The organism is Bartonella callosciuri, assembly GCF_014203215.1.
GTDB classification, from domain to species: domain Bacteria; phylum Pseudomonadota; class Alphaproteobacteria; order Rhizobiales; family Rhizobiaceae; genus Bartonella; species Bartonella callosciuri.
In genome coordinates, this window is the sequence record NZ_JACHIM010000006.1 from 74,003 (window position 1) to 100,390 (window position 26,388).

A 26,388-nucleotide genomic window follows, 5' to 3' on the forward strand; every position below is an offset into this window, starting at 1 on the left:
ACACTACCGCTACCGCTACCGCTACCGCTACCGCTACCGCTACCGCTACCGCTACCGCTACCGCTACCGCTACCGCTACCGCTACCGCTACCGCTACCGCTACCGAAAAAATGTATTATTTCAATCTTATAAGCAAGCAATAATAGCGGATATTCCCACTAAAAAGGAGAAAACTTTGTGGATCGATATCAATCTGAACCCGAACTGAAGAAAGCATCTTAGGCACACTTGTAAACATTATACGAATAAAGCCTTGTATATCAAACGAACGCTGTCCTTGTAACAAAAGCCGAAAACGATAACGCCCCCGCACAAGAGCAAGTGGAATTTCTGCCGGTCCCATAACTGAGATATTTTTCTCACACGGTGCAACTTGACGCAACATACGTGCATAATGTTCTGCCGCTTGACATCTTTCTAAAGATACAATCAAAGAGATAAAACATTAGTTATATATTTAAGCAAATAAATTTCCACATTAGACTGTTTTATTTTTAGAGAAAACTTTGTGGATCGATATCAATTTGAACCCGAACCGAAGAAGGCATCTTAGGTGCACTTGCGAGCATTGCACGAATAAAGCCTTGTATATCAAACGAACGCTGTCCTTGTAACAAAAGCCGAAAACGATAACGCCCCCGCACAAGAGCAAGTGGAGCTTCTGCCGGTCCCATAACTGAGATATTTTTCTCACACGGTGCAACTTGACGCAACATACGTGCATAATGTTCTGCCGCTTGACGTCTTTCTGAAGATACAATCAAAGAAGCAAGCCGCCCATAAGGAGGCAAATGATAATGCTGACGCATAGCAATTTCATGTGTGTAAAAATCCTCATGTTGTCGCGAAAGCAAAGCTTGTATTACGGGGTGATTGGGTTGATAAGTTTGCAATAATCCTAAACTTTCCAATCCCATACGCCCTGCTCTCCCAGTCACCTGAGATAAAAGCTGAAAGGTACGTTCAGCCGCACGTAAATCGCCATTCGCAAGGCCAAGATCAGCATCAATAACCCCGACCAGAGAAAGCCCAGGGAAATGGTGTCCTTTCGCAACCAACTGTGTTCCAATAATAATGTCAACTTCACCATGTGCAACTGTTTCCAATTCGCGTCGCAACTGACCAATCCCACCGTTGAGATCAGTTGAAAGAATCAACAACCGCGCTTGTGGAAAAAGCCCCCGTGCCTCTTCAGCAATTCTTTCCACCCCAGGTCCACAAGCTACGAGATGATCTAGCGTTCCACATTCAGGACATGCTTCTGGAAGCGGCTGATGATAACCGCAATGATGGCACTTAAGTTGTCCTTGTAAACGATGCTCCACCAACCAACTTGAACAGTCGTGACAATGAAAACGATGTCCACAAATACGGCACAAAGTTAACGGCGCATAACCACGTCGATTAAGAAAAAGGAGCGCCTGTTCACCTTTCTCGATGGTTTTTGTCAAAGCCTTTTCAAGAGCCGAGGAAATAAAACGCCCCCTTTGCACACCTCCTTTACGCATATCAACCACCCGCAACTGCGGAAGTGCAGCTGCTTTAAAGCGTGATGGCAAATGTATCCGCTGATAACGTTCCCACAAGACATTTGTTTGACTTTCAATCGATGGTGTTGCTGAGGACAAAATAACAGGAAAATGCTCGAAAGAGCCGCGTGCAACCGCCATATCACGCGCATGATAAAAAATGCGCTCTTCTTGTTTATAAGCACCATCATGTTCTTCATCGACAACAATCAACCCAAGATCTTGAAAGGGGAGAAAAAGCGCCGAACGTGCTCCAGCCACAACCCGCACCCGCCCTTCTGCAACTTGCCGCCACACACGTTCTCGACGACGGGGTGCCAAATCGGAATGCCATTCTGCCGCTTCTGCTCCAAAGCGTGCATGAAAGCGATCCAAGAATTGTTGTGTTAAAGCAATTTCGGGCAATAAAATTAAAACCTGCTTGCCGCCTGTGAGTGCTTGGGCAACCGCTTCGAAATAAACCTCTGTTTTTCCCGAACCCGTAACACCATCAAGCAGAAAAACTTGAAACCGCGAAGATAAAACACCTTCCCGCAACAGTCGCGCTGCTTCGTTCTGTGCCCTCTCCAGCTTAGGGGGACAAAAATCAGGATTGGGCATCGCCACAAGAGCCGGCGGCGGCACCATAACCTCTTTAAAAACTCCAAGCGATTTTAATCCTTCAACAACAGAAATAGAAGCTCCTGCAGCATGCGCAAGACCAGAACGTGTCCAAACCTCACCATCGCGCGCCAACTCCAAAACCCGTGATCGCGCTGGTGTTAAACGTCCTACATCTCCACCACAATATTGTAAGCCCGGCATCTGCGCTTCCGGCTCTAAAGCAGCCGGCACACATAAAACCAATCGTGCAACAAGACCAAAAGGAGTCATGGTATATCGACTAACAAAATGTAAGAATGTGATCATTTCCCCCTTTAATGGCGGACAATCAAAAACATGGAGCAGAGAACGTAATTTTTTACCCGCTACAGATGTAGCCTTTGGCTCATCCTTTGTTCTCTGTTCTCCAATGTCCACCACAAAACCACAAACTTCGCGTCCCATCACCGAAACACGAACAAAAGAGCCAACCTCGGTCTCCATAGAAGACGGAACCTCATAACTATAAGCCTGAGAAACAGGAAGAGGCACCAAGACCGAAACAATCTTTTTCTCCTTCACACCTTCTGTCATATTTGACTTCATATTTTGTCTCAAATTTTTACGAACCTTTTATACAAACAATATCTCTAAAGTTTATCTTTTGACACCTTTACGAAAAATCCTTCGCATGACTTATTATTCCAGCCCTCTCTCAGCAGCAACCTTACCAATGTCCCCATCCCTAAACCATAAAAAAGAGCCATGTTTCCCCTATCAGAGATAGAACCCAATAATGGTAAGCATGCACAAATGAAAGAAGCATCAAAATAAAGCAATTTTTCCCTCTGTTACATGTTCCGTTATCTTCTCTATTAACTTTATATGCGTTCTTTTATACTAAGAATGTTCTCTATACTAAGAATGTTCTCGCATTTAGGATTATCGCTGCTTGCCTTTTCCATATTATCGTGGAAAGTCATTTGCGTGACTTATAATTCTACCCTTATCGAAAACACCTTTTCCACAATAAGCGTTTTTATGCATCCCTCTTATTGGAAAACAAACAAAAGAGCCAACATATCACCCTCTATAATAAGGAGGAGCTCTATCATTAAAAGGTGAATCTCCCTAACGACAAGCACTTAACTACCAACACCGTAAGCGCTAGCACCAGAAACAAACCCTTCCCACATGTTGCCTTCTTTTTAACACGCGAATTTTTTTAGACTCCTTTTATTTATATCTCCACTTACCCCATGAAATATCAATTCTTCCTCTTGCTTTTGCAAGAAACAATAGCGCATAACAAAAATGGGTGAAACATCAGAAGCTTTGCGTAAAGAGCGAAAAAATAAGGAGATTAAACATGAAGTTTTTTGTGGATAGCGCCAATATTGAAGAAATCCGAGAATTACAAAACTTAAGCCTTGTTGATGGTGTTACCACCAATCCCTCACTTATTTTAAAATCAGGACGCAATATCTTTGAAGTTACAAAAGAAATTTGTAGCCTTGTTAGCGGACCTGTTTCTGCTGAAATTGCAGCAACGGAATTTGAAGATATGATGAGAGAAGCAGCTGTTTTAGCAAAAATTGCCGACAATATTTGCATTAAGCTTCCCTTAACACTTGATGGATTGAAAGCTTGTAAAGCTCTTACAGCACAAGGATTAAAAACAAATCTCACACTTTGTTTTTCTGCTAATCAAGCCTTATTAGCCGCCAAAGCAGGTGCAACATTTGTTTCACCGTTTGTTGGCAGAATTGACGATTGTGGAACAAAGGGGAGTGAACTACTTCATGAAATTCGCACGATTTATGACAACTACAATTTTGAAACGCAAATTTTGGCAGCATCAATACGCACTGTTAATCATGTCAAAGAAGCAGCACTCAGCGGTGCAGATATTGCAACAGTTCCACCAACAATCTTAAAATCGCTGGTGGGGCACCCTTTAACCGATAAAGGTTTGCAAATTTTTCTTGAGGACTGGAAAAAAACCGGACAAAATATTGCTTAAAGTTTTGAAAGATCTCTTGCAAGCAACAGTAAAATCTGTTCAGCCAATTCCTCTGCCACACGTTTTTGCGCGTCTTCTTCTGCTTGCATCGTTGCATATTCTTGGCGAAGCCGTTCAAAAGATGCACGCACAGTTCCCATGCCCTTACCAACAGGAATATTTTTCATATCTTGCAAGATATAAGAAGCGCTCCCCACTACGGTTCCAACCGAAGACCGGCCCTCTCTTTTCCTATCTTGGCCAACCTCTATCTGTACAGAGTTCCTTGTAAACATGGATGTTTGCAATACCAATTGGTAAGCTGGAGCAGAAGGTTTGCTTCCATTTCTATAAAGAAGAAACAACAAATGATTTCGCATCATTTGACCAAAACGATCTGACGGTTCTGCAACGATAATGGAAGCAAGCTTTTCGGAAAGCCCCAAAGATTTTTTTCCTAAAGGCTGACGATAAGAAACAGAATCCACCGTTGTCGAAATCTGTGATCCCTGACGATAGAGCGGTTCAACTTTGCACCCACACAAGAGTACGAGCAAACCAGCGAAAACCACAAGGATAAAACTACTTTTAGAAAACGACATTGACAATCCTTTGTGGAATAATAATCATTTTTTTAACGGTTTTCCCTCCCAGATGCGCCTGTACAAAATTAAGAGCCAAAACAGCTTCTTCAATCATCGCTGCAGTAGCTGTTGCGGCCACAGTTACCTCACCACGTTTTTTACCATTAATCTGTACCGGCAAAGTATAGCATTCTTCAATGGTTAATGCGGGGTCATAAAGGGGCCAAGAAAGCTCAGACATTAAAGTTTTACCCCCTAAAACAGCGTGGCATTCTTCTGCTAAATGAGGCATGATAGGCGAAATCAGTGCGAGGAAAAAATCCACTGCCTGACGCAAAGCAGCTTTCATTTCATCCTCAACAGTTTCCACCTTATTTAACAAAGGCGCCATGGTATTTAAAAATTCATAAAGACGTGCGATTGCCCGATTAAAAGCAAATTTTTCTAAATCATCTTCTACGGCGTGGAGCGTTCGATGTGCTACTTTTGAGAGTTCCAAAGCCGCACCCTGACGCCCAGCACAGGGCACCACTTCCCTTAATACTGGAGTACTTAAAGCCACACAGCGCCAAACACGTTGCACAAAACGATGCGCTCCTTCAACACCAGATTCCGTCCAAGTGACATCCCGTTCAGGCGGAGAATCTGACAACACAAACCAGCGTACAGTATCGGCTCCATAGGAAGCGATAATATCGTCAGGATCAATGACATTCTTTTTTGATTTTGACATTTTTTCAACCAACCCAATCGTCACTTCACTTTGATCTGTTAATTTATAAGCCTGACGCTTTCCACCCTTTTCAACAATTGAAATTTCTTCCGGTGAAACCCAGCCCTGATCATCCCGATAGGTTTCATGGACAACCATCCCTTGGGTAAACAACCCCTTAAATGGTTCATCCACAGTCACATAACCCACCATTTTCATAGCACGCATAAAAAAACGTGCATAGAGAAGGTGTAAAATTGCATGCTCAATTCCACCAATATATTGTTGCACAGGCAACCATTCCGTTGTCGTTTGTTTGTCGACGGGTTCTTGTGCAAAAGGTGCAGTAAAACGTGCATAATACCAAGAAGAGTCAACAAATGTATCCATGGTATCGGTTTCGCGTTTGGCAGGCTGACCACAGGTAGGACAAGCAACGGTTTGCCATGTTTCATGACGCACGAGTGGATTACCCGGCTGCTCAAAAGTCACATCATCAGGCAATACAACGGGTAAATCATTGCGCGGCACTGGAACCACCCCGCAAGATACGCAATGGATCATCGGAATTGGGCATCCCCAATAACGTTGACGAGAAATACCCCAATCACGCAAACGAAACTGCACCGTTTTTTTCCCTTGAGGTTGCCCACCTAACATTTGCCTCTCAAGCCTTTTGGCTGCTTCTTCAAAAGCCTCTTGTGGCGTAAGACCATCCAAAAAATTGGAATTGATCATCACACCATCACCGATATAAGCCGTTTCACCAATCACGAAATTTTCTCTATCACTCCCCTTTGGCAACACCACCGGCCGCACGGGAAGATCATATTTGCGCGCAAAGTCCAAATCTCTTTGATCATGGGCAGGACATCCAAAAACAGCCCCCGTTCCATAGTCCATAAGCACAAAATTAGCGATATAAACGGGAATATACACTGTCTGATCAAAAGGATGAATAGCCAAAATTGAGGTGCGAAAACCTTGCTTTTCAGCGGTTTCAAGTGCTACGGTTGTCGTTCCACCACAACGGCAATTTTCGATAAAAGCCTCCAACGCTTTATCCTTTTGCGCTAAGGCTTGCGCAATGGGATGATCGACAGACAACGCCAAAAAAGAAGCACCAAAGAGCGTATCAGGCCGCGTTGAATAACAGACAACTTCAGGAAATGCCTCACAAACCTCATCAGCACCCTCAGTTGACTTCAAAGCCCAACGAATTAAGAGGCCTTGTGACTTACCAATCCAATTTTTTTGCATTGTACGGACTTTTTCCGGCCACTGCTCAAGCTCTTCAAGCCCTGCCAGTAAATCCTCACTAAAATCACTAATTTTGAAAAACCACTGCGTTAATTCACGCTGTTCAACTAGCGCACCAGAACGCCATCCCCGCCCATCAACAACCTGCTCATTCGCCAAAACAGTTTGGTCAACGGGGTCCCAATTCACTTTAGCCACTTTGCGGGCCACCAACCCCTTTTGATAGAGATCAAGGAACAGCATTTGTTGCCGATGGTAATAGCTCACATCACAGGTTGCAAATTCACGTGACCAATCCAATGAAAGCCCTAACTGTTTTAATTGCCCGCGCATCACTGCAATATTTTGATAGGTCCAAGTTTTGGGATGCACTTTATTTTGCATGGCCGCATTTTCAGCGGGCATACCAAAGGCATCCCACCCCATAGGATGAAGCACATTAAATCCCTTTGCACGTTTATAGCGTGCCACAACATCCCCCATGGCATAATTGCGCACATGCCCCATGTGAATGCGCCCAGAAGGATAAGGGAACATTTCTAAAACATAATATTTTTCACGACAGTCTTCTTGCACGGTCTGAAAAATTTTCTTTTCATCCCAAATAGCTTGCCATTTTTTTTCACAGGCACGTGGATTATAACGTTCGCCTAAATTATAATGTTCAATTGTCATTCCCATTATACTCTTTAATAAAATTGAACCAAAAACTTGTTTTATGCTTGACCATGGATTAACCCCATCGTCAACATTTTCAGTAAATATTCTACAAAGTTTTTACAAATAACAGTTCAACCGCTGAACAAAAACAGAAAGCACGAAATATGAATACACACACCCCCCCCTATGTTTCTTCTGTCACAGCATGGAACAATTTACAAAAAGACATTACTGAAATATGTAAAGACTATGATCGTTCTGTGGAAGAAATTCAACTTATTGCTGTTTCAAAAACTGTTTCTGTAGAGAACATACTCCCGCTTTTACAAGCAGGTCAGCCTCTTTTTGCTGAAAACCGTGTACAAGAAGCTGCTGAAAAATGGTCAAACCTGCGTCAACAGTTTAAAAATATTGAACTTCACCTCATTGGCCCCCTACAATCTAATAAAACAGCCCAAGCTGTCAAAATTTTTGATGTTATTCAAACTGTTGACCGCGAAAAAATAGCCAAAAGTTTGAGCATAGAAATGCAAAAACAAAAAAGAACCCTCCCCTGTTATGTACAGGTTAATATTGGCTTAGAGCCTCAAAAAAGTGGACTTGCACCACAAGAAGTGGTCCCTTTTGTTGCCCAATGTAAAAATCACTATGGGCTTGATATCATCGGCCTTATGGCAATCCCACCACACCAAGAAAACCCCGGTCCCTATTTTGCACTCTTAGCAAAACTAGCAAAAAAAGCCGGTCTTCCAAAACTTTCAATGGGCATGTCCAATGACTTTAAAACAGCTCTTCAATTTGGCTCTAATGTTCTACGTATTGGCTCTGCTTTATTTGGAAAACGCTCTGTTTAAGCCCCTTTCACCAAACAAATGAAATAACAATTTTAGTCACCATCGTTTAAAATTTTCACGATCCATGAAGATAAAAACGATAGTTTAAAAAGAATGTTCATAAAGATATTTAAGAATTTTTTTAAATATGAAGGGGAAATTATTACAACAATCCTTTACACAGAAGATCATGAGATATTTCAAACAAAAGCGAAACCTCTTTCTCATAAATTAAAGTGTAAAAACTGATTACAAGAATATTTTTATAATATCATCAGATATAATTTATGATTTTTTCTTAATTATATTTAAAACATAATAAAGAAGAGAGGCTGCATTTAAACATAAAAAGTAAAGACAATAGAGAAAAAAGTAAAAACAATAGAGAAATGTACTCTCTTTAAGACAATCGCATCAGATTTTAAAAATTGACTATTCCAATATTTTTAATTTATTCTAATCTCAAATGAAAGCTTTTCATTTAAGAAAAAATTTGAAAAATTCTGCCAAAAAAATGCAGAAATACAGTGGCTAATTTTTTCAAACAATAAATTATAAGGGAGGGAACAATGTCTGAAAAAATCTATCCAATACCAGATAATATCAAAAAAAATGCTTTGATCGATGAAGATACCTACCAACAATGGTATCGGGAAAGTATCAATAATCCAGAAAGCTTCTGGGCAAAACATGGCCAACGCATCGAATGGTTTAAGCCTTATACAAAAGCAAAAAATACTTCCTTTAACGGAGATGTTTCAATTAAATGGTACGAAGATGGCATAACAAACGTTACCTATAACTGCATTGATCGCCATTTAAAAACCCATGGTGACCAAGTCGCGCTGATTTGGGAAGGGGATAACCCCTATCATGACAAAAAAATAACCTATCATGAACTTTATGAACATGTTTGCCGTTTTGCTAATATTTTAAAGAATCATGGTATAAAAAAAGGTGACAGAGTCACCATTTACTTACCAATGATCCCTGAAGCGGCCTATGCTATGCTGGCTTGTGCCCGCATTGGTGCTATTCATTCGGTTATTTTTGCCGGATTTTCTGCTGAAGCAATAGCAGGACGCCTCGTTGATTGTGAATCAACCTTTGTTATTACCGCCGATCAAGGCTTGCGTGGCGGAAAACGGATTAACTTAAAAGACAATATTGATCATGCTATTGACATAGCAGCCCGTCAGAATGTGCATGTGAATCAAGTCATGGTCATCCGACGAACCTGTGCAACAATTAATTGGGTAAAGGAACGTGATTTTTGGTACCATGAGGAAAAAGCTCATGCCAAAATAGATTGCCCAACAGAAAAAATGAACGCTGAAGATCCGCTTTTTATTCTTTACACTTCAGGATCCACAGGGAAGCCCAAAGGTGTTCTGCATACAACAGCAGGTTATCTTGTTTATGCATCGATGACACATCAATATGTTTTTGATTATCATCCTGGTGAAATTTACTGGTGCACTGCCGACCTTGGTTGGATCACCGGTCATTCTTACTTGATTTATGGCCCTTTATGCAATGCTGCCACTACTTTAATGTTTGAAGGAACACCAACCTTTCCCGACAAAGGAAGATTCTGGGAAATTGTTGACAAACACAAAGTGAATACGCTCTACACCGCGCCAACGGCTATTCGCACGTTAATGAGTGTAGGAGATTCCTTTGTCAAACACTTTGAAAAAACATCGTTACGCCTTTTAGGCACTGTGGGCGAACCGATTAATCCAGAAGCATGGGAATGGCTTTATCATACGGTTGGAAATGACCACTGTCCTATTCTCGATACATGGTGGCAAACAGAAACAGGAGGGCATATGATCACCCCCTTACCCGGTGCGACAGCGCTCAAAGCAGGATCAGCCACACGTCCTTTTTTTGGTATTCAACCCCAAATCGTAGATAACCAAGGGAATGTTCTAGAAGACGAAAAAGAAGGCAATCTCTGTATTATTGACTCATGGCCTGGACAAATGCGTACCCTCTATAATGATCATACACGCTTTATTGAAACTTATTTTTCCACATACAAAGGAAAGTATTTTTCAGGCGATGGTTGTAAACGCGATAGCGATGGCTATTATTGGATTACAGGGCGGGTTGATGACACTCTCAATGTCTCTGGACATAGGCTAGGAACAGCTGAAATTGAATCAGCACTTGTTTCTCATCCTGCTGTTTCAGAAGCGGCTGTTGTTGGTTACCCGCATCCCATTAAAGGACAAGGAATCTACAGTTTTGTCACCTTGATGGAAGGCACAAGCTCAAGTGAAGAGCTGCAAAAAGATCTTATTCAGCATGTTAGAAAGGAAATCGGTTCCATTGCCATATTGGATAAAGTTCAGTTTGCTCCTGATTTACCAAAAACGCGATCGGGAAAAATTATGAGACGTATTTTACGGAAAATTGCCGAAAACAATTTCGATAATCTGGGAGATATTTCAACCCTTGCTGAACCACAAGTCGTTGATGATCTTATTGCCAATCGCCAAAATAGAGAGACCACAGTTTAAAGCAAAACAGCATTGGTTGCTTTAACTTTTCTGCTATCTCAGCATTTTCGTTAAAGTCATCGGTGAAGGTACAAGTCGACAGGATCATTCCATTTGGCAGCTCAAAATATTGCAACTACTCCTGCATTGAGATGGTTCATGAGAGGCATATTTACCCCTTTTTTAAATGATTTTATCCACATGTTAACTCCCCTTGTAATGTACAAGGAAATTTTTATCTATTGATCATGAACACATTTGAAACGAGTAAATTGTACTGTATTCAGGGCTCTTATTAAAATTGCAAAATGATAAATCATCATTATAGAACAATATCTTATTAGTAAAAAAGAAACAGAAAAATTAAGGAGACTTTTAATGTCTGTGAAAATAGGTACTCTTTTTCAAGAACAACAGAGAAACGGTTAAGGGCACAACATACAAAGCTGTGGAGCATAAATTTTAGCAAGTCCTGGAGCAAAAAGTGTGGAGCATTCTTTTCCAACTGCCAAACGAGAAAGATCACAACTAAGCTCAAAGATAGGAACCACAGCTCTCATGTTTTTTTCTAGAATTACCTTGGAATTCCTGCTAAAATCATAAATAAAGAGTAAATAAGCAAATGGAGTAATTGATAATATATCACAAATAATATTTCTCAAGAACCAATGAGAAGCAGTAAAAAAGGCATATTGCAATCGGTGGAATATACATCCACCAAAGAGCTTAAAGCAATGAGAGCAAAAGTTCTAGCGATGATGCAATATAAAAGCAGAAGTGGTAATGAAAAGTGATTCATTTTGAAAATGTTGGTCTTCGCTACGGAATGGGCCCTGAAGTTCTTCGTGATATTAGCTTTCATATTCCTCCCGGATCATTTCAATTTCTCACTGGTGCCTCTGGAGCAGGAAAAACGTCTTTGATGCGTCTTATGTTTTTGGCTCTTAAACCAACTCGCGGTCATATTGATCTCTTTGGAGTGGATACAGCATTACTCAAACGGCAAGAGCTCCCCGCCCTACGACAACGTATTGGCGTCGTTTTTCAAGATTTTCGTCTCCTTGACCACATGACAACATATGAAAATGTCTCTTTACCTTTACGCATTAAAGGACAAGAAGAAGCCACTTATCGCAATGAAGTAGAAGATCTGCTCTGTTGGGTAGGCCTTGGAGATCATATTCATGTTTTACCACCCGTTCTTTCAGGTGGAGAAAAACAAAGGGTAGCGATTGCACGCGCGCTCATTGATCAACCTGAAATCCTTCTGGCTGATGAACCGACAGGAAATGTCGATCCGCCTTTGGCAAAACGCTTGCTTCGCTTGTTTATTGAACTAAATCGTTTTGGAACAGCTGTCATCATTGCCACCCATGATATCGCGCTGATGGAACAAGTCGCAGCACGGCGTATGCTTCTCCATAACGGGCGGATGACGATTCATGAATAAGTTTTTCTCAATTTTTACCCGCAATAAAAAAAACGCAACGGCTATTATTCCCAGTAGCAACATTTCCGGGCAAGCACTGGTTGCAGTGATTGCCATTATGACATTTCTCTCAAGCCTCACATTGATTGGTGTTGATTTAGTCCAGCGTGCTGCTAACAGTTGGAGCAATCAAATTAGCTATGAAGCAACCATTCAAATACGCCCCATTGAAAATATTGATATCGAAAAAAACCTTCATGATGCAGTTAAATTAGTTAAAACATTTCATGGTGTGGAAGATGCCACAATTGTTGACCAAACAACCACTGAAAAATTACTTGAACCATGGCTTGGAACGGGTTTAAACTTAAGCGAATTACCTCTTCCCCGCCTTATCATCGTAACATTGAAAGAGAATGAAAAGATCAACTTTCCCGCAATCAGTCATGCAATCAAAACACAAATTCCGGGAGGTCAGTTTGATAATCACCGTGTTTGGGTAAATCGTTTTGCAACAATGGCACATACAACTGTTTTCATTGGTTTTTCAATTTTAATCTTGGTTCTAGGCTCACTGATACTTACGATTAGCTTTGCCACACGCAATGCACTGGCAGAGAATGCGCAAATTATCAATGTCTTATACTTCCTCGGTACTGAAACCCTTTTCATTGCACGACAATTTGACTGGCATTTCTTTAAAACTGCACTCCGCGGTGCCTTATACGGTGGTATAACCAGCACATTTTTATTTGCTGCCTTTACCTTTTGGACAAACTATAATCTAGGAAGAGTGAAAGCCAGCCAAGTAACCGCTTTGTTTGGACATTTTTCTATAAGCTCCATACCTTATGGAAAAATCATTAGCCTTATTGTTTTCGTTTCTCTTCTTACCATGCTTACAAACCGCATGACTATTCTGATACAACTCAAAAAAATTGATCAATGTGAAAACGGCTTATTCTAATCCTATACCTCACAACCTATATAATTCTAAATTAATGATGCAAGAAAATCGAGATCAATCCCTAAAAACACAGAGAACAAGTAATCTAAAGCATTTTTGCTGCTTGTTTCACTATTTTCCACCGACAGCATTAACTCTTTTAACAATCATTCTCCTTTTTTATGTGGGTTTTGTTATTTTTTCTGAAAAAACCGAACGACTTCAACCACCAAATCCTTTGCCGAAAGCAGATGCAATCATCGTCCTTACAGGAGGAGGAAACCGAATAGAGACAGGGTTAAAACTCTTACAACAGGGGCTTGGTTCGCGACTCTTGATCAGTGGAGTCAACACAACAACCACCCTAAAAAATTTCATGCACAGCACCCATATTACCCCACAGCTTTTCACTTGTTGCGTTGATATAGGATATAAAGCAATGAACACGAAAGGAAACGCCAAAGAAAGTGCTGCTTGGATCAAAAAACACCACTATAAAACACTTTATATCGTCACCCATGATTATCACATGTGGCGCTCTTTGCGTGAGCTTAAATATTTAATGCCTGACATTCATTTTATTGCTTATCCTGTTAAAAAAAACGGCAATGAAAGCATGATACAACAAATCAATAAAACACGCATTCTGGCATTCCAATATATCAAAACGATTCAAGTATATCTAAAAACTGCATTCTAAACTTTGCGGCACTGATTTTCTGAAAATTTGCCACAAGCAGCACCATCGCTCTTTGCCAACCCAAATGGTACTTGATAGCGTTCATAAAAGACATTTTTACGTCTTTTTTCAAGATCCAAATGCCAACCGCGTTTATGACATGCAAAGGAACAGTTTTGATTAATTCTAAAAGGAATTGACTTCATCCCCCCATCACCATAAAAGATAAAGATTTTTAACTTCCTCCATTTTGTAAACAACCCGACTTTTTATCTAATCTAATAGATTTCACCTGCTAACTATGTAACTATGCACCGCAGTTCACTCCATGAGGCTCGACGAGCAGTCCCTACCCTAAATATTTACCATAGACTCTAAAAACACCTAGTGTGGAAAGCTTTATATAATTACCGCTCTAAACGATGGTATTTTATTATTGGACCTCAAAAGACGCTGTTTTACAGCACAACGGATACCTTAACATTTTCAGTATATCTGATTTCTAATTTTGGAAGACTATGAACAATTTTCATAGTTTCTAAGCTTACAGTAATAACTAGTTGAAACGATTCTAAAGGGTAAGCCGGATTGCCAACCGTTTCAAAAGCATAGCGATTAGCATCATTGATCAGACCGCTTGCTTTGTCAGTTTTAATAACCTGCCGCTCCATAATTCATTCAAGAGGAGGCTTACCATTGACCACATAATCATAAGCTTCAAGAGGAATATTCTGCGTAGTGATATTCGCATTATAAACACTGTACTTTTGTTAATAGCACCACGCTTACCAGCAAATTTCATTGCTTCACCACAGTAAAAATGCACCTCATCAGAAATCACCCAAAGTTCTTGGATCACCATGTTTATATGTAATAAAGTATAGCTCAACCTCTTCATAATTCATATGCAAATCACCAAGCCTTCGATCCGCTATCACAAAAGCCCAAAAATCCTCTGCTTTTTTAACTGTTGGAATGCGCGGTAACTGTTTGGACAAATTATGTGCATAACACATCCGATAATCTTCAGAATGTAAACTCCCGTAAACATAATAAAACAAATCATCTTTTGTAATCATTTCGCCGAGATATGCCGCCACAAAATAGGCCACCCCAACCCTTCATCAGTGAGTGCATCACACCGCTGCAAGCCAGCTTTTTTGCTTTCCTCTGCAAGATTTGCAAACAGATGGACTTGGCTCTCCTCTTTATCTTCTAAGGCCTCAGCATTTTCATAAACATACCGTGGAAAACATTAACCAGTATCCATTGCCTTCTTAGCTCATTTCCTCTTTTCACAATTGCTTCATCTAGTATGAACGTGCAAAAACAACCATGTCCCCAGAAATTGTTTGATGCCTAATCGCGTGAGAGGGCAATAACAGGATCAAGCCGTGAAGCTTGCCGTGCTGGTGAAAAGCCAAAACATATTCCAATGAGGGTCGCAAAAGTAAGGGATATGATAATTGAATCAATCGTATAAATTAGGTGGATAGGAGCCTTAAACAGGAGAAACAAGCCACCAACAGAAAGTCCAAACAAAATACCCAATCCCCCACCAATGACACAAACCAAAATCGCTTCAATTAAAAATTGCTGCAAAATATCACTTTGGCGTGCTCCCACAGCCATACGCACCCCGATTTCATTGATCCGCTCTGAAACAGTAACCAACATAATATTCATCACACCGATCCCCCCCACAATCAATGAAATGGCTGCAATTGAAGAAACCAGAAGTGTTAAGATATGCGTACTTTCCATGATACGCTCACGAAAGAACTCTGAATTTTTAATGAAAAAATCTTCTTCTCCATGCCGCATAATCAAAAAACGCTTTACCATAGTTTCTGCTAAATGTGAATCGACATCATCGGCAATCCTAACCATAATTGCACGAACCTGTGTTGTGCCAAGGAAACGAGTTTGCACTGTTGTATAGGGCAAATAAATTTGCAACGTATTTGATACACCTCCACCATTTTTTGGAGCCAAAATACCCACAATACGCACAGGAACTTTCCCCACATGCACCACTTTTCCAAGTGGGCTCTCACGACTATGAGGAAACAGAACAGGAATTGCTTCTTTTTCGATCACGAGATCAACCGCTCGATCACGCACACTTTTTTGATCAAACAACTGTCCCTCAACAACGGTGAGTCCCTGTGTTTGGAAAAACTGTTCTCCCACCCCCATCACTACAGCATTGACTTCAACTGCATCAAAACGCACCGTTGAGTTCACTGAAAGTTCAGGTGTTACACCAGAAACATAGGGTAATTTTGACAGAGCTTCTGCATCAGCTTCAACTAAACTAGTTATTTTCTCTGCGAGTGGATCAGAAAAGCTTTTTCCTGGAAAAATTGTCAATGTATTGGCACCCAAACTCTTAAAATTTTCCAATATCTTTTCCCGCGTACCATTCCCCAAAGCCACCATCGCAATAATCGCGCCAATACCGATAATCACTCCAAGCATTGTTAAAAACGTCCGCATCCGATGCGCATTCATTGCTAACAACGCCATGACAAAAGCTTCACGAAAACGCTCCACAAAAGAACGAAAAACACCAAGTGATTTTGAATCATTCAGATTTTGTTTTTTATGCAAAAATTTGTCATCACTTCTTTTTTTTGCAACCTTTGAGATATTATCAGCGACAATTTCTCCATCACTGATTTCGATAATACGCTCTGCTCTTTCAGCCACCTGCATATCATGCGTTACGATGATAATGGTTCGCCCTTCTTGATGAAGCTCATCCAAAATACGCAAAACTTCTTGGCCACTCTGTTTATCTAAGGCACCCGTTGGCTCATCGGCAAGAATAACTTCTGCATTATTCATGAGAGCACGAGCAATAGAGACACGTTGTTGCTGACCACCTGAAAGCTGATTTGGACGATGATTTATACGATCTCCCACACCTAAGCGTGTTAAAAGATCTTGTGCACGTTTTTTTCTCACTTCCGGTGCAAACCCTGCATAAATAGCTGGAATTTCAACATTGCCGAGTGCTGTTAATTCACTCAACAAATGATAGCGCTGAAAAATAAATCCAAAATGATTACGCCGCAAAGCTGACAATTCATCAGCAGAAAGAAGGGCTGTTTTTTTTCCTGAAATCCAATAACAACCCGAACTTGGTTGATCAAGGCAGCCCAAAATATTCATCAAGGTAGATTTCCCTGAACCAGAAGCTCCCACAATCGCAACCATTTCACCACGCTTAATGGTGAGGTTAATGTTTTTCAAAATAGTAACGAATGTCTCTCCAGCAGGAAATTTGCGCACAATATTTTCCAAAACGAGAACAGCATCTTCTTGTTTTGTTTTCATAGCTTAAATCTCATCTTCATTACGCACAGCAGAAGACTCTGGGATCGCTCCATTTCGTGAACCAGTAATAACCACATCGCCCTCCTTAAGCCCTGAAACAACCTCTGCGACAACCTTATTATTCAGTCCGATTGTCACCTGTTTAGCAACAACTTTATTTTTCGCCTCCAAAACAGAGACCCATGCTTTACGCTCTTTTGTCTCATCTCGTAAAGCATCACTTGGAATCAACAAGACATTCTGAGCACGACCCAAAATAATATGAACCTGAGCAGTCATATAAGTCCGGAGAGAATTGTCCTTATTATCAACATGCACAATCCCATTATAGTAGATAGCGGAAGAAGTAGAATCTCCTATCATACCAGGATTAAGACTCACATCAGCGCGAATTGATTCAGGAGCTGGCTCTATCTTTTCTAAAGTTCCCTCATAACGACGCTGTGAATTACCTAAAACTGTAAAATAAAGAGGCTGTCCAGCTTGAACTTTAAGAACATCTGCTTCTGAGATTTGCGCTTTGACTGTCATCTTTGACAAATCACCCAAAATAACAATTGTCGGCGCCGATTGAACTGCATTAACATTTTGCCCTTCTTCTACAACAGTTGCTAAAACTGTTCCGGCTGAAGGAGCGGTTATCCGCGTATAACCTAGATTGACCTCTGCACTTTCTACGTCAATTTGTGCTTGTATAATCTGCTGGCGAAGCTGTGCAATTTGTGCCTCACGTATTTTCACTTGTGTTGCAGCATCATCAAGGTTTGCTCTTGAAATCGCGTATGATTTAATCATTTCTTGCTGACGATTTAAATTTTTCTGCGCAAGGGAAAGATAGGCTTCTTGTTCCAACAAACTGGCATTATAGTGGGACAATGCTGCTTTTTTTCTTTTCAGATCGTTTTCTTGATCTGTAGGATCGATTTCTGCCAAAAGATCGCCTTCTTTAACAACACTCCCAGGGGCAACACGCATAGAGACTACACGCCCTGTTGCACGCGCGCCAACAGCAACCAAACGGTAAGGACGTACAAGACCAGAAGCCAAAACACTTTCTTCAATATCACCACGCTGCACCACCGCAGTTACATAAGTGGGCACTGATGCTCCAAAAAAAACAGAACGCACCCACAATAAAAAGATGATAAGGAATACAGCTGTTAAAAATAGGACAAGTTTTTTGCGTTTTGTCATGAAATTTTTGATGAAATTTTTTTTCATTGCTTTACCTTTATACGCGAACGGGGTGTAGCATCGACGACTTCTGGACGTGATACGTTAACAACACCATCCCAGCCACCCCCTAACGCCTTCATCAGCGCAATGTATTGAGTAACCAAAGAAATACGGCTATCTTTAAGCGCCATTTGCGCAGAATAATAAGAGCGATTAGCATTTAATAACTCAAAAAAGCTTGTATTTCCATTTTCAAAAAGCCTTTGTGAAAGTTTTAAAGAGTGCAAAAAAGCTTTATTAGCAACGATAAGCTTTTCTAGGCGTTGATGTTCTTTCGTCAATCTTACAAGCGCATTTTCTACATCTTCTAAAGCTCCCAACACAGCAGCCCGATAAGTAATAAACGCTTGATCACGCTGCGCACGCGCTACCGCAACAGAAGCTACGACTTGTCCCCTATTAAAAAAAGGAAAACGAAGACCGGGTCCAAAAGACCAGCCAATTGTTGAATTTTTCCACAATTGCTCAATCGCAGTTGCTGCTGTGGAAATATTCCCTGTTAAAGTGAGTGATGGATAAAGATCGGCTTCACGTTGACCAATCCGCGCTGTTGCTTGCGCATATTGACGCTCTGCCCGTCGTAAATCCGGACGTGTTAACAAAACATCAGCTGGAATTCCTGCTGATATCGGCCATTGTGGTTGTGGAATTTTCACCTGTCCTGCATTTTTTTGTAAAAGATCCTTCAAAGCCGTAGGCACCTGACCAGTTAAAACAGAAAGCCGATGAATGCTCATTGCTAAATTCGCTTCCATCTGTGATATATCCGCTTCTGTATTCGCCACTTGCGCTTGCGCATTTGAGACATCAATCTCCGAAGCATCACCAGCCGTTAATTTAGCACGGATCAATTCATATGTTTTACGCTGAGACACAGCAATTTTCCGCACAATCGACAACTTTTGTTGCCAACCACGGACTTGAACATAATTTGTTGCCACATCTCCTAACAGAGTTACCATGGTAGCACGCAGATCTTCCACTGCTGCTTCAAGACCATAACGTGCCGCTTCAACGCCTCGCTTATGCCCACCAAAGAAATCAAGCTCCCAGCTCGCATCAAAACCGCTCAGATACTGGCTTAAAAACGCATCAGATTGTCCGGAATTATTACGAGTCCCCGAAATTGAACCAGATACACTTGGCAAAAGAGATCCCACAGCTTGCCCTAACCCAGCACGTGCTTCGCGAACATGTGCTTTGGCAACAGCAACGCTATTATTTTCAGAAATAGCATAATTCATTAACGCATTCAAAACAGGATCATTCAAACTCCGCCACCATCCAGCAAGCACAATCGGCTGCTCAGAAGTCTGACCAGTTTTTTGTCCCCAAACTGATGGAACTTTAAAAGATGTTTTATGATAATTAGGGCCAACCATACATCCAGACAGCACAAAAAAATATAAAAATACACTATAAAACAAAATGTTATAAGCAATCCGCTGTAGATTTTTTATCTGCATCCATTCTCCCACATGTGGTCAGAATCAATCCATCCATATTTCATTTACTTTATCCTTATTTCAAACTTGTCGTGAAAAATCAAATACTGTTTGTACTGGAACATGATCTGAAGGCTGATTCCATCCTCGTGCATCACGAAAAATAGAGAGATCAGCAACAAAAGGTGCAAGATTTTGAGAAGACCAAATATGATCAAGCCGGCGCCCACGGTTAGCCCGCGCCCAATCACGTGCACGATAACTCCACCAAGTATAAAGTTTAGTAGGAGCAGGAACATACATGCGCATAAGATCAACCCACTGACCGTTACAACATAAAGCTTGTAAACGCTCAGTTTCAATGGGTGTATGACTTACAACCTTAAGCAATTGCTTATGAGACCAAACATCCTCTGGCAAAGGAGCAATATTCAAATCACCCACCAAAAGAGAAGAAAAGCCATTTTTCTGATCCGCTCGGATGGAGGAGATTTCTTCTAGAAAATCAAGTTTATGACGAAATTTTTCATTCACATTAGCATCAGGCACATCACCGCCAGCAGGAACATAAAAATTATGAATTCGCATGTCATTACCATAGACTTCAACAGTCACCGAAATGTAACGAGAATCTTCCTTTTGACAAAAGAAACGCTTTTCAACACTCTTAAACGGCAAACGAGAAATAATTGCCACACCATTATAAGATTTTTGTCCATTCAATGCGATATATTTATATCCAGCCGCTTCAAAGTCCTCAACTGGGAATAAAGCATCTGAACATTTTGTCTCCTGTAAACACAAAACATCTGCAGGAAATATCTCCAAATACTGCAAAACCTGCGCAAGACGCAAACGAATAGAGTTAATATTCCAGGTAGCAATACGAAAGAACATCTCTTTCAAATCCAAGGATGTAAAACTGTATTATTTCTTCGAAGGAAGTGTGAACATCCCATCAGCGAATCGAACACCTGTCCGCACATTCATAATTTGAACAGTGGTTTCCAGATTTTGTTGATCAACAATTGTCCACTGCCGTAAAGTGGTGTTTTTAGAATCAAAAACCATTCTTATTTTCCCTGCCCCAATAGTTTTATCCCGTAGAACAATCGTCACCACCCCTGGATCTTCACGAAATGCCAACAAACGCCCTGATGATACATCAATTTTATTGTCCAACAGAAACTTCATCGGCGTTTGAAAGAGCTTTGAGAAACTCCAAGTATTCAGAGCACGATTATTAACGCCTATGAATTGACCATCTGCAATAATCTGTAAAGGTATCTTTTTGTAAATAAAACGAATTTTTCCTGGACGCTCTAAATAAAATGTCCCTTGAGACATTTTTCCCTTTGGACTAAACTGAATAAAATCACCTGTCATTGTTTTAATTGCTGCAAAGTGATTAGCAATTTTCTGCGCCTTTACCACTGTATTAGATGATTGGGAAAAAGCAGGAAAAGTTAAATACCCAAAAACAATAATTCCAACAAACCCAAAGACTCCTCTTTGTGGTAAAAAAGACGTTTTCATAAAAAGCTCCCAAGCAATACAGACTTATCTTCCAATTAAACAGCAAATGATGAATAAATACCCTTCTCTAAAAGAGAAATATATTGTTTGAAAAGATTATCAAAAGATTTTTCTTTCAAAGTCGTTTTTCTCCAAAAGGCTTTAAAATATCGCATTGACCGACATAATCTGCTCAACTCATGATGCCTTCTTTTTCCATCCGCTCAATCAATGAAGTAGCATGATTATAGCCGATACCCAGACAACATTGAATGTAAGAGGTTAAAGCCTTATGATCACAAAGAACAAAAGCAACAGCTTAACTATAGAAATCATCGGTTACAGAAGAAGTCGTAGCAACATCAGCACCTTTTTCTGCAATTTCGTGTGTAATGGTCTCCAAAGTAATCGGTTCATACTTAAACTGCCCTAAGCACCCAAATTTTCTGTTTGCCCGCACGATTTATCGAACAAACGATACCTTCTTCTTCTCTCCTCTAAAACAGCAAAGCAACACAATTATAGACCATGCTTAAATAGGAAAAACAGAACCAAGAAACAGTCATTCCAGCGAATCTAGCTGCTCTTTTCAGTAATAAAAAACGTTTTTATAAAAACGCTCCCAATCTATATTACCTTTTAAGAGGAACAGCAAATGATTAATCCACACATTTCGTTAAAGAATGTTGTGTAAAAAATGATCAAATATTTTATTTAAAAGCGTTCTTCTTCTGCAGGCACCAAAATTTCGCGTTTACCTGCATGATTTGCTGAACTAATAATGCCTTCTTCCTCCATCCTCTCAATCAATGAAGCAGCACGATTATAGCCGATGCCCAAACGACGTTGAATGTAAGAGGTCGAAGCCTTACGATCACGAAGAACAATAGCAACAGCTTGACTATAGGGATCATCTGCTGCAGGAGAAGCCGTAGCAACATCCGCGTCATTTTCTGCAATTTCTTGCGTAACGGTTTCTAAATAATCAGGCAATGCTTGCGCTTTGAGGTGCGCCACAACCTGCTCCACTTCATCATCAGCCACAAAAGGCCCATGAACCCGTTGGATACGCCCTCCTCCCATCATGAAGAGCATATCACCTTGTCCTAACAATTGCTCAGCACCCTGTTCGCCAAGAATTGTTCGGCTATCGATTTTTGAACTCACAGAAAAAGAAATACGTGTGGGAAAATTAGCTTTAATGGTCCCGGTAATCACATCCACCGAAGGGCGCTGGGTCGCCATAATCACATGAATACCAGCAGCACGCGCCATTTGCGCTAAGCGTTGAACAGCACCTTCAATGTCTTTGCCAGCAACCATCATCAAATCAGCCATTTCATCAATAATAACAACGATATAGGGCATAGGACTAAAATCAAGTGTTTCCGTCTCATAAAGAGGCTCGCCAGTCTCATGATCGAATCCAACTTGAATTGTCCGCACCATTTTCTCTCCCTGACTTTCTGCTTCCTTGAGACGTGCATTAAACCCATCAATATTGCGGACACTCAGTTTTGACATTTTACTGTAGCGCTCTTCCATTTCACGAACGGCCCATTTCAGCGCAATCACCGCTTTTTTAGGATCTGTCACCACGGGTGTTAATAGATGGGGAATGCCATCATAAACCGAAAGTTCAAGCATTTTTGGATCCACCATAATGAGACGACATTGTGCAGGTGTCATGCGATAAAGAAGCGATAAAATCATCGTATTAATAGCAACAGATTTTCCTGATCCTGTTGTCCCAGCAACCAAAAGATGCGGCATTTTTGCCAAATCTGCGATAACCGCTTCACCTCCTATTGTCTTGCCCAAAGCAAGTCCTAGTTTTGCTTTGCTCTCAGTAAATTCTTTCGCCTGTAAAATTTCTCGTAGATAAACCATCTCCCGTTTTGCATTGGGCAATTCTATGCCAACCACATTACGTCCTGGTATTACAGCAACACGCGCTGAAATCGCGCGCATCGAACGGGCAATATCATCTGCCAAGCCGATGATACGGGAAGACTTAATACCAGCAGCCGGTTCAAACTCGTACAAAGTGACCACCGGACCAGGACGTGCATCAATAATTTTCCCTTTCACGCCAAAATCTAATAAAATCCCCTCAAGTTCCTGAGAATTAGCTTTTAAGGCAGTAGGAGAAAGTTTTATATCCCTTTCTGCCAGTGGTGGAACCGAAAGATAATCTAAAAGTGGAAGAAGAAAACCACCGTTTGAAGAAGCAGTTAAGGGCTTAAAAGTGCGGTTTTTCACGGGAAAAACACGTACTTTATCTTGATTTTCCTGATAGGGCATTTTTTCATCCAAGAAAGTTGGTTCAACCCGATCAAGGGGCTTTCCCTGCCTCTTATGGCGCCTTTTGAAAGAGAAAAAACGAAAAAAATGTGCTTGTAAAAAATAGAAAAGATGTAAAATAGCCCCAAAAGTTGTAGCAAAAAAACCATGCTGTTCTTCCTCTGCAGCATCTTCTGTATCCTCTAAGACTTCGAAAAGTGGATTAACATTTTCGTTCTTTTGAATATTTTTTACCTTTCTCTTATTTGTTCGGCGCCGCCATACCACATTGCCTGCAAAAGCAGCCATAAAGAAACTGAAAAAAATAACAGCAATACCTAAGAGTACATTCTGAAATGGAGAAAGAAAGACAGGAAAAATTGAATAAAGAGCACTTAAAATTTTATCCCCTAAAACCCCTCCCAAGCCCATCGGCAATGGCCAATAGGTAAAAGGGACAACAGGTGTCATAAGGGCAAAAGAAATTAAAAAACAAATTATTGAGATGACCCACAAAAAAAGACGAAAAATCAAATTGTAGATATTCTTTTGTGCTAACAAAAGGAACGACCAGAATAATGGCGGCAACAAAACACCAAGACTTGCCAAACCAAAAAACTGCATGACAAAATCTGAAAAAATTGCACCCGTCCATCCCATAAAGTTTGTAATCTTATTAGGACTTGCATGCGTTAATGATGGATCTGCAACATTCCAAGTTGCTAAAGCCAAGACGCAAAAAATAATGAAACCCAAAAGCCCAAGCCCAATGAAAACACCAATCTGACGTAAAAACATTTCAATGAGCCGTGAACCATAAGATTTTTGCGCTTTCAATGAATCATAGAGAGAAGAATTTTTGTGCATCCATCAATTCCAAATACAAAACCTTCACATTAAAAAGCTATAAAATTATGACCGCAAAGTATTAATACAGTTTTAACCATCATAATCTTAAAAATTTTTACCTGTCGTACCATAAAATACTTTCCTTCAAAATAAGGATCGAATTCTTAAAAGCATCATATAGTCTCTGTCGTATTTCAATTTTCTTTTGCATAAACCAAATATAGAAGTATAAAGTTAAATAAAACATTCAGGGCAGGATTTGCGCGATGCAGTTATGAAGTGAACGACATAAGTGGTCAGAAAGAAAAACACACTAAGAGAAGCCGGCCTGTTTATCAATCAGCCTGAGAAGAAAATCTCATCCTTTAAAGCAAAGAGGAAATTAAAATATTCGATAAAAATAATATTAAATAAAGACATCCTGTTTAAGAGCGAATAAACTGCCAACAATGGAACGAAGCGTTGTGTATTCTGATCCCAATAAAGATATAAGACCCAAGAAAAAAACAAGATCCAATAAAAATATAAAACAATGTGATCTTCTTATTGCAGGGGGTGCCGCTGTTGGTTTAACATTGGCAATAGCGCTCAAACAAGCAGCCCCTGATCTGAAAATTAATATCGTTGATGCTGCTTCTCAAGAGGCGCTTCCCGCTTCTAATATACGAACCATTGCCCTTGCCGCTGCTTCTATTCGTATGTTAAAACAATTGCAATGTTGGGAACATATAAAACCCTCTGCCCAACCCATTCATTCAATGATCATCACGGATGGATGCCCAAATGATCCTGTCAAACCAACTCTTTTAACCTTTGAAGGAGATGTCACCCCCAATGAGCCCTTTGCTGCTATGGTGGAACATAGAGAACTCATCCACGCTTTAAAAAAGCGTGCAAAAGATCTTGATATTCCTGTCATAGCAAACACGTGCGTCATTGATTTTCACCAAGAAGACCAACACATCACCGTCACCTTAAACAATGAAGAAGTTTGGCAAATGAAGCTTCTTATTGCAGCCGATGGAGCACATTCAAAATTACGCGAAAAAGCAGATCTTAAAAACTTTTCTCATCCCTATAAACAAACAGCAATTATTTGCACGATTGAGCATGAAAAACCCCATCATGGCCAAGCAATTCAACATTTCTTACCTGCTGGACCTTTCGCGCTTCTCCCTCTCAAAGGCAATCGATGCAGCATTGTATGGAATGAAAACCATAAAACTGCACAATACTACCTTAAAGCTGATGCTCTTATTTTTGAAACAGAACTCGAAAAACGCATCGGTCATCGACTTGGAAAACTCTCCTGGAATGGTGAACGTCAAGCTTTTCCTTTGAAGCTTTCTTTAACACGTCAATGTATTAAACCTCGTTTTGCCCTCGTTGGTGATTCTGCCCACACAATCCATCCCATTGCAGGACAAGGACTCAATTTAGGATTACGCGATAGCGCCGCTCTGGCCGAAGTTATTATTGAAACAGCGCGATTGGGTCTTGATATTGGCTCCCTCACTGCTCTCGAACGCTATCAAAGCTGGAGACGTTTTGAAATTATGCGTATGGCTTTGAGCAATGACTGGCTTAATAAGCTCTTTTCTAATGATAACCTCCTCTTACGAATGCTCCGCGATACCGGTCTTGGAATTGTCAATCAAGCGCCCAAGATAAAAAAATATTTCATTCAGGAAGCTGCCGGGCTTACCTCTAATGCCCCACGTCTGCTAAACGGACTCCCACTTTAGGAAAAAATTATACCATTTCACTTTTCGCAATCTATAAGATTAAGACTTTCTTCTCTCAAGATAAGCCCTTTTATTATTTTAGATTTTAAAAGAAGCTCCTAGATGTACAATGCAATCACGCAAATCCTATCATCACGATCTTTGATGCATTACGCATGCAAGCCTCCTCCTACCCCATCAAAAAAACAGATAGACGTTAAAAGATTCCCTTAATCTTTTTATTTTCAGTGCCTCTTTATGCACAGACACA

At 40.6% G+C, this 26,388-nt stretch carries 18 protein-coding genes and 3 pseudogenes; 8 read left to right on the top strand and 13 right to left on the bottom strand.

The genetic code is table 11. The features are described from left to right. A partial coding sequence (locus tag HNQ69_RS07670) for a hypothetical protein (RefSeq protein WP_210302703.1) occupies positions 1-208 on the top strand: 208 nt, incomplete at its 5' end. Here the strand turns inward: HNQ69_RS07670 and HNQ69_RS06060 are convergent. After that, positions 116-436: pseudogene (locus tag HNQ69_RS06060) on the bottom strand (hypothetical protein); the annotation flags it as partial. The gene HNQ69_RS07670 and the pseudogene HNQ69_RS06060 sit on opposite strands and share 93 nt — an antisense overlap. Positions 437-494: 58 nt before the next feature. Continuing rightward, positions 495-2,717, bottom strand: a complete 2,223-nt coding sequence (locus tag HNQ69_RS06065) for a primosomal protein N' (RefSeq protein WP_183229162.1) — start codon at positions 2,715-2,717, stop codon at positions 495-497. A 763-nt stretch (positions 2,718-3,480) separates the two neighbouring features. Between HNQ69_RS06065 and fsa the strand changes: the two genes are divergently transcribed. Further along, positions 3,481-4,134: a fructose-6-phosphate aldolase gene (gene fsa, locus HNQ69_RS06070; protein WP_183229163.1), complete on the top strand. Its 654-nt coding sequence runs from the start codon at positions 3,481-3,483 to the stop codon at positions 4,132-4,134. On the opposite strand, the gene lptE is transcribed toward fsa, so the two are convergent. Beyond that, a complete protein-coding gene (gene lptE, locus HNQ69_RS06075; protein ID WP_183229164.1) occupies positions 4,131-4,715 on the bottom strand; it encodes an LPS assembly lipoprotein LptE in 585 nt (194 codons plus the stop codon). The two genes, fsa and lptE, sit on opposite strands and share 4 nt — an antisense overlap. Beyond that, positions 4,702-7,344 carry a leucine--tRNA ligase gene (leuS, locus tag HNQ69_RS06080; protein WP_183229165.1) on the bottom strand — a complete coding sequence of 881 codons (2,643 nt, stop codon included), beginning with the start codon at positions 7,342-7,344 and terminating at the stop codon, positions 4,702-4,704. Before leuS ends, lptE begins: the two co-directional genes overlap by 14 nt. A 149-nt stretch (positions 7,345-7,493) precedes the next feature. On the opposite strand from leuS, the gene HNQ69_RS06085 reads away from it, so the two are divergent. From HNQ69_RS06085 to HNQ69_RS06105, 5 genes are all read left to right on the top strand, one after another. Then, the gene (locus HNQ69_RS06085; RefSeq protein ID WP_183229166.1) at positions 7,494-8,183 is read left to right on the top strand and encodes a YggS family pyridoxal phosphate-dependent enzyme; all 690 of its coding nucleotides are present in this window, start codon (positions 7,494-7,496) and stop codon (positions 8,181-8,183) included. Positions 8,184-8,731: 548 nt separating this feature from the next. After that, positions 8,732-10,690, top strand: a complete 1,959-nt coding sequence (gene acs, locus HNQ69_RS06090; protein ID WP_183229167.1) for an acetate--CoA ligase — start codon at positions 8,732-8,734, stop codon at positions 10,688-10,690. 769 nt (positions 10,691-11,459) lie between these two features. After that, positions 11,460-12,119 carry a cell division ATP-binding protein FtsE gene (gene ftsE / locus HNQ69_RS06095; RefSeq protein WP_183229168.1) on the top strand — a complete coding sequence of 220 codons (660 nt, stop codon included), beginning with the start codon at positions 11,460-11,462 and terminating at the stop codon, positions 12,117-12,119. Beyond that, on the top strand, positions 12,112-13,065 hold the full coding sequence (locus tag HNQ69_RS06100) for a cell division protein FtsX (RefSeq protein ID WP_183229169.1): 954 nt from the start codon (positions 12,112-12,114) through the stop codon (positions 13,063-13,065). The genes ftsE and HNQ69_RS06100 overlap by 8 nt, the downstream gene beginning before the upstream one ends. A 37-nt stretch (positions 13,066-13,102) precedes the next feature. Then, entirely contained in the window at positions 13,103-13,744 is a 642-nt protein-coding gene (locus HNQ69_RS06105) for a YdcF family protein (RefSeq protein ID WP_425486683.1), read from the top strand. On the opposite strand, the gene HNQ69_RS06110 is transcribed toward HNQ69_RS06105, so the two are convergent. From HNQ69_RS06110 to HNQ69_RS06150, 9 genes and pseudogenes are all read right to left on the bottom strand, one after another. Further along, positions 13,741-13,929 (bottom strand): hypothetical protein, encoded by a 189-nt coding sequence (locus tag HNQ69_RS06110; protein WP_183229171.1) that lies wholly within the window; start codon positions 13,927-13,929, stop codon positions 13,741-13,743. The genes HNQ69_RS06105 and HNQ69_RS06110 overlap by 4 nt on opposite strands. Positions 13,930-14,181: 252 nt before the next feature. Beyond that, positions 14,182-14,978 (bottom strand): annotated as a pseudogene (locus HNQ69_RS06115) (type ISP restriction/modification enzyme); the annotation flags it as partial. Positions 14,979-15,082: 104 nt separating this feature from the next. Continuing rightward, entirely contained in the window at positions 15,083-17,065 is a 1,983-nt protein-coding gene (locus HNQ69_RS06120) for a MacB family efflux pump subunit (RefSeq protein ID WP_183229172.1), read from the bottom strand. A gap of 3 nt (positions 17,066-17,068) precedes the next feature. Then, a complete protein-coding gene (locus tag HNQ69_RS06125; RefSeq protein WP_183229173.1) occupies positions 17,069-18,286 on the bottom strand; it encodes an efflux RND transporter periplasmic adaptor subunit in 1,218 nt (405 codons plus the stop codon). Further along, complete coding sequence (locus HNQ69_RS06130; protein ID WP_183229174.1) at positions 18,283-19,767, bottom strand: efflux transporter outer membrane subunit; 1,485 nt, start codon at positions 19,765-19,767, stop codon at positions 18,283-18,285. The genes HNQ69_RS06125 and HNQ69_RS06130 overlap by 4 nt, the downstream gene beginning before the upstream one ends. A gap of 60 nt (positions 19,768-19,827) precedes the next feature. Beyond that, complete coding sequence (xth, locus tag HNQ69_RS06135; protein WP_183229175.1) at positions 19,828-20,643, bottom strand: exodeoxyribonuclease III; 816 nt, start codon at positions 20,641-20,643, stop codon at positions 19,828-19,830. A 30-nt stretch (positions 20,644-20,673) separates the two neighbouring features. Next, entirely contained in the window at positions 20,674-21,282 is a 609-nt protein-coding gene (locus tag HNQ69_RS06140) for a LolA family protein (RefSeq protein ID WP_183229176.1), read from the bottom strand. Between the two features lie 172 nt (positions 21,283-21,454). After that, positions 21,455-21,580 (bottom strand): annotated as a pseudogene (locus HNQ69_RS06145) (DNA translocase FtsK); the annotation flags it as partial. Positions 21,581-21,975: 395 nt separating this feature from the next. Further along, positions 21,976-24,411, bottom strand: a complete 2,436-nt coding sequence (locus tag HNQ69_RS06150; RefSeq protein ID WP_183229177.1) for a DNA translocase FtsK — start codon at positions 24,409-24,411, stop codon at positions 21,976-21,978. A 446-nt stretch (positions 24,412-24,857) separates the two neighbouring features. Between HNQ69_RS06150 and HNQ69_RS06155 the strand changes: the two genes are divergently transcribed. Then, positions 24,858-26,138, top strand: a complete 1,281-nt coding sequence (locus HNQ69_RS06155; RefSeq protein ID WP_183229200.1) for a ubiquinone biosynthesis hydroxylase — start codon at positions 24,858-24,860, stop codon at positions 26,136-26,138. Positions 26,139-26,388: the final 250 nt, after the last annotated feature.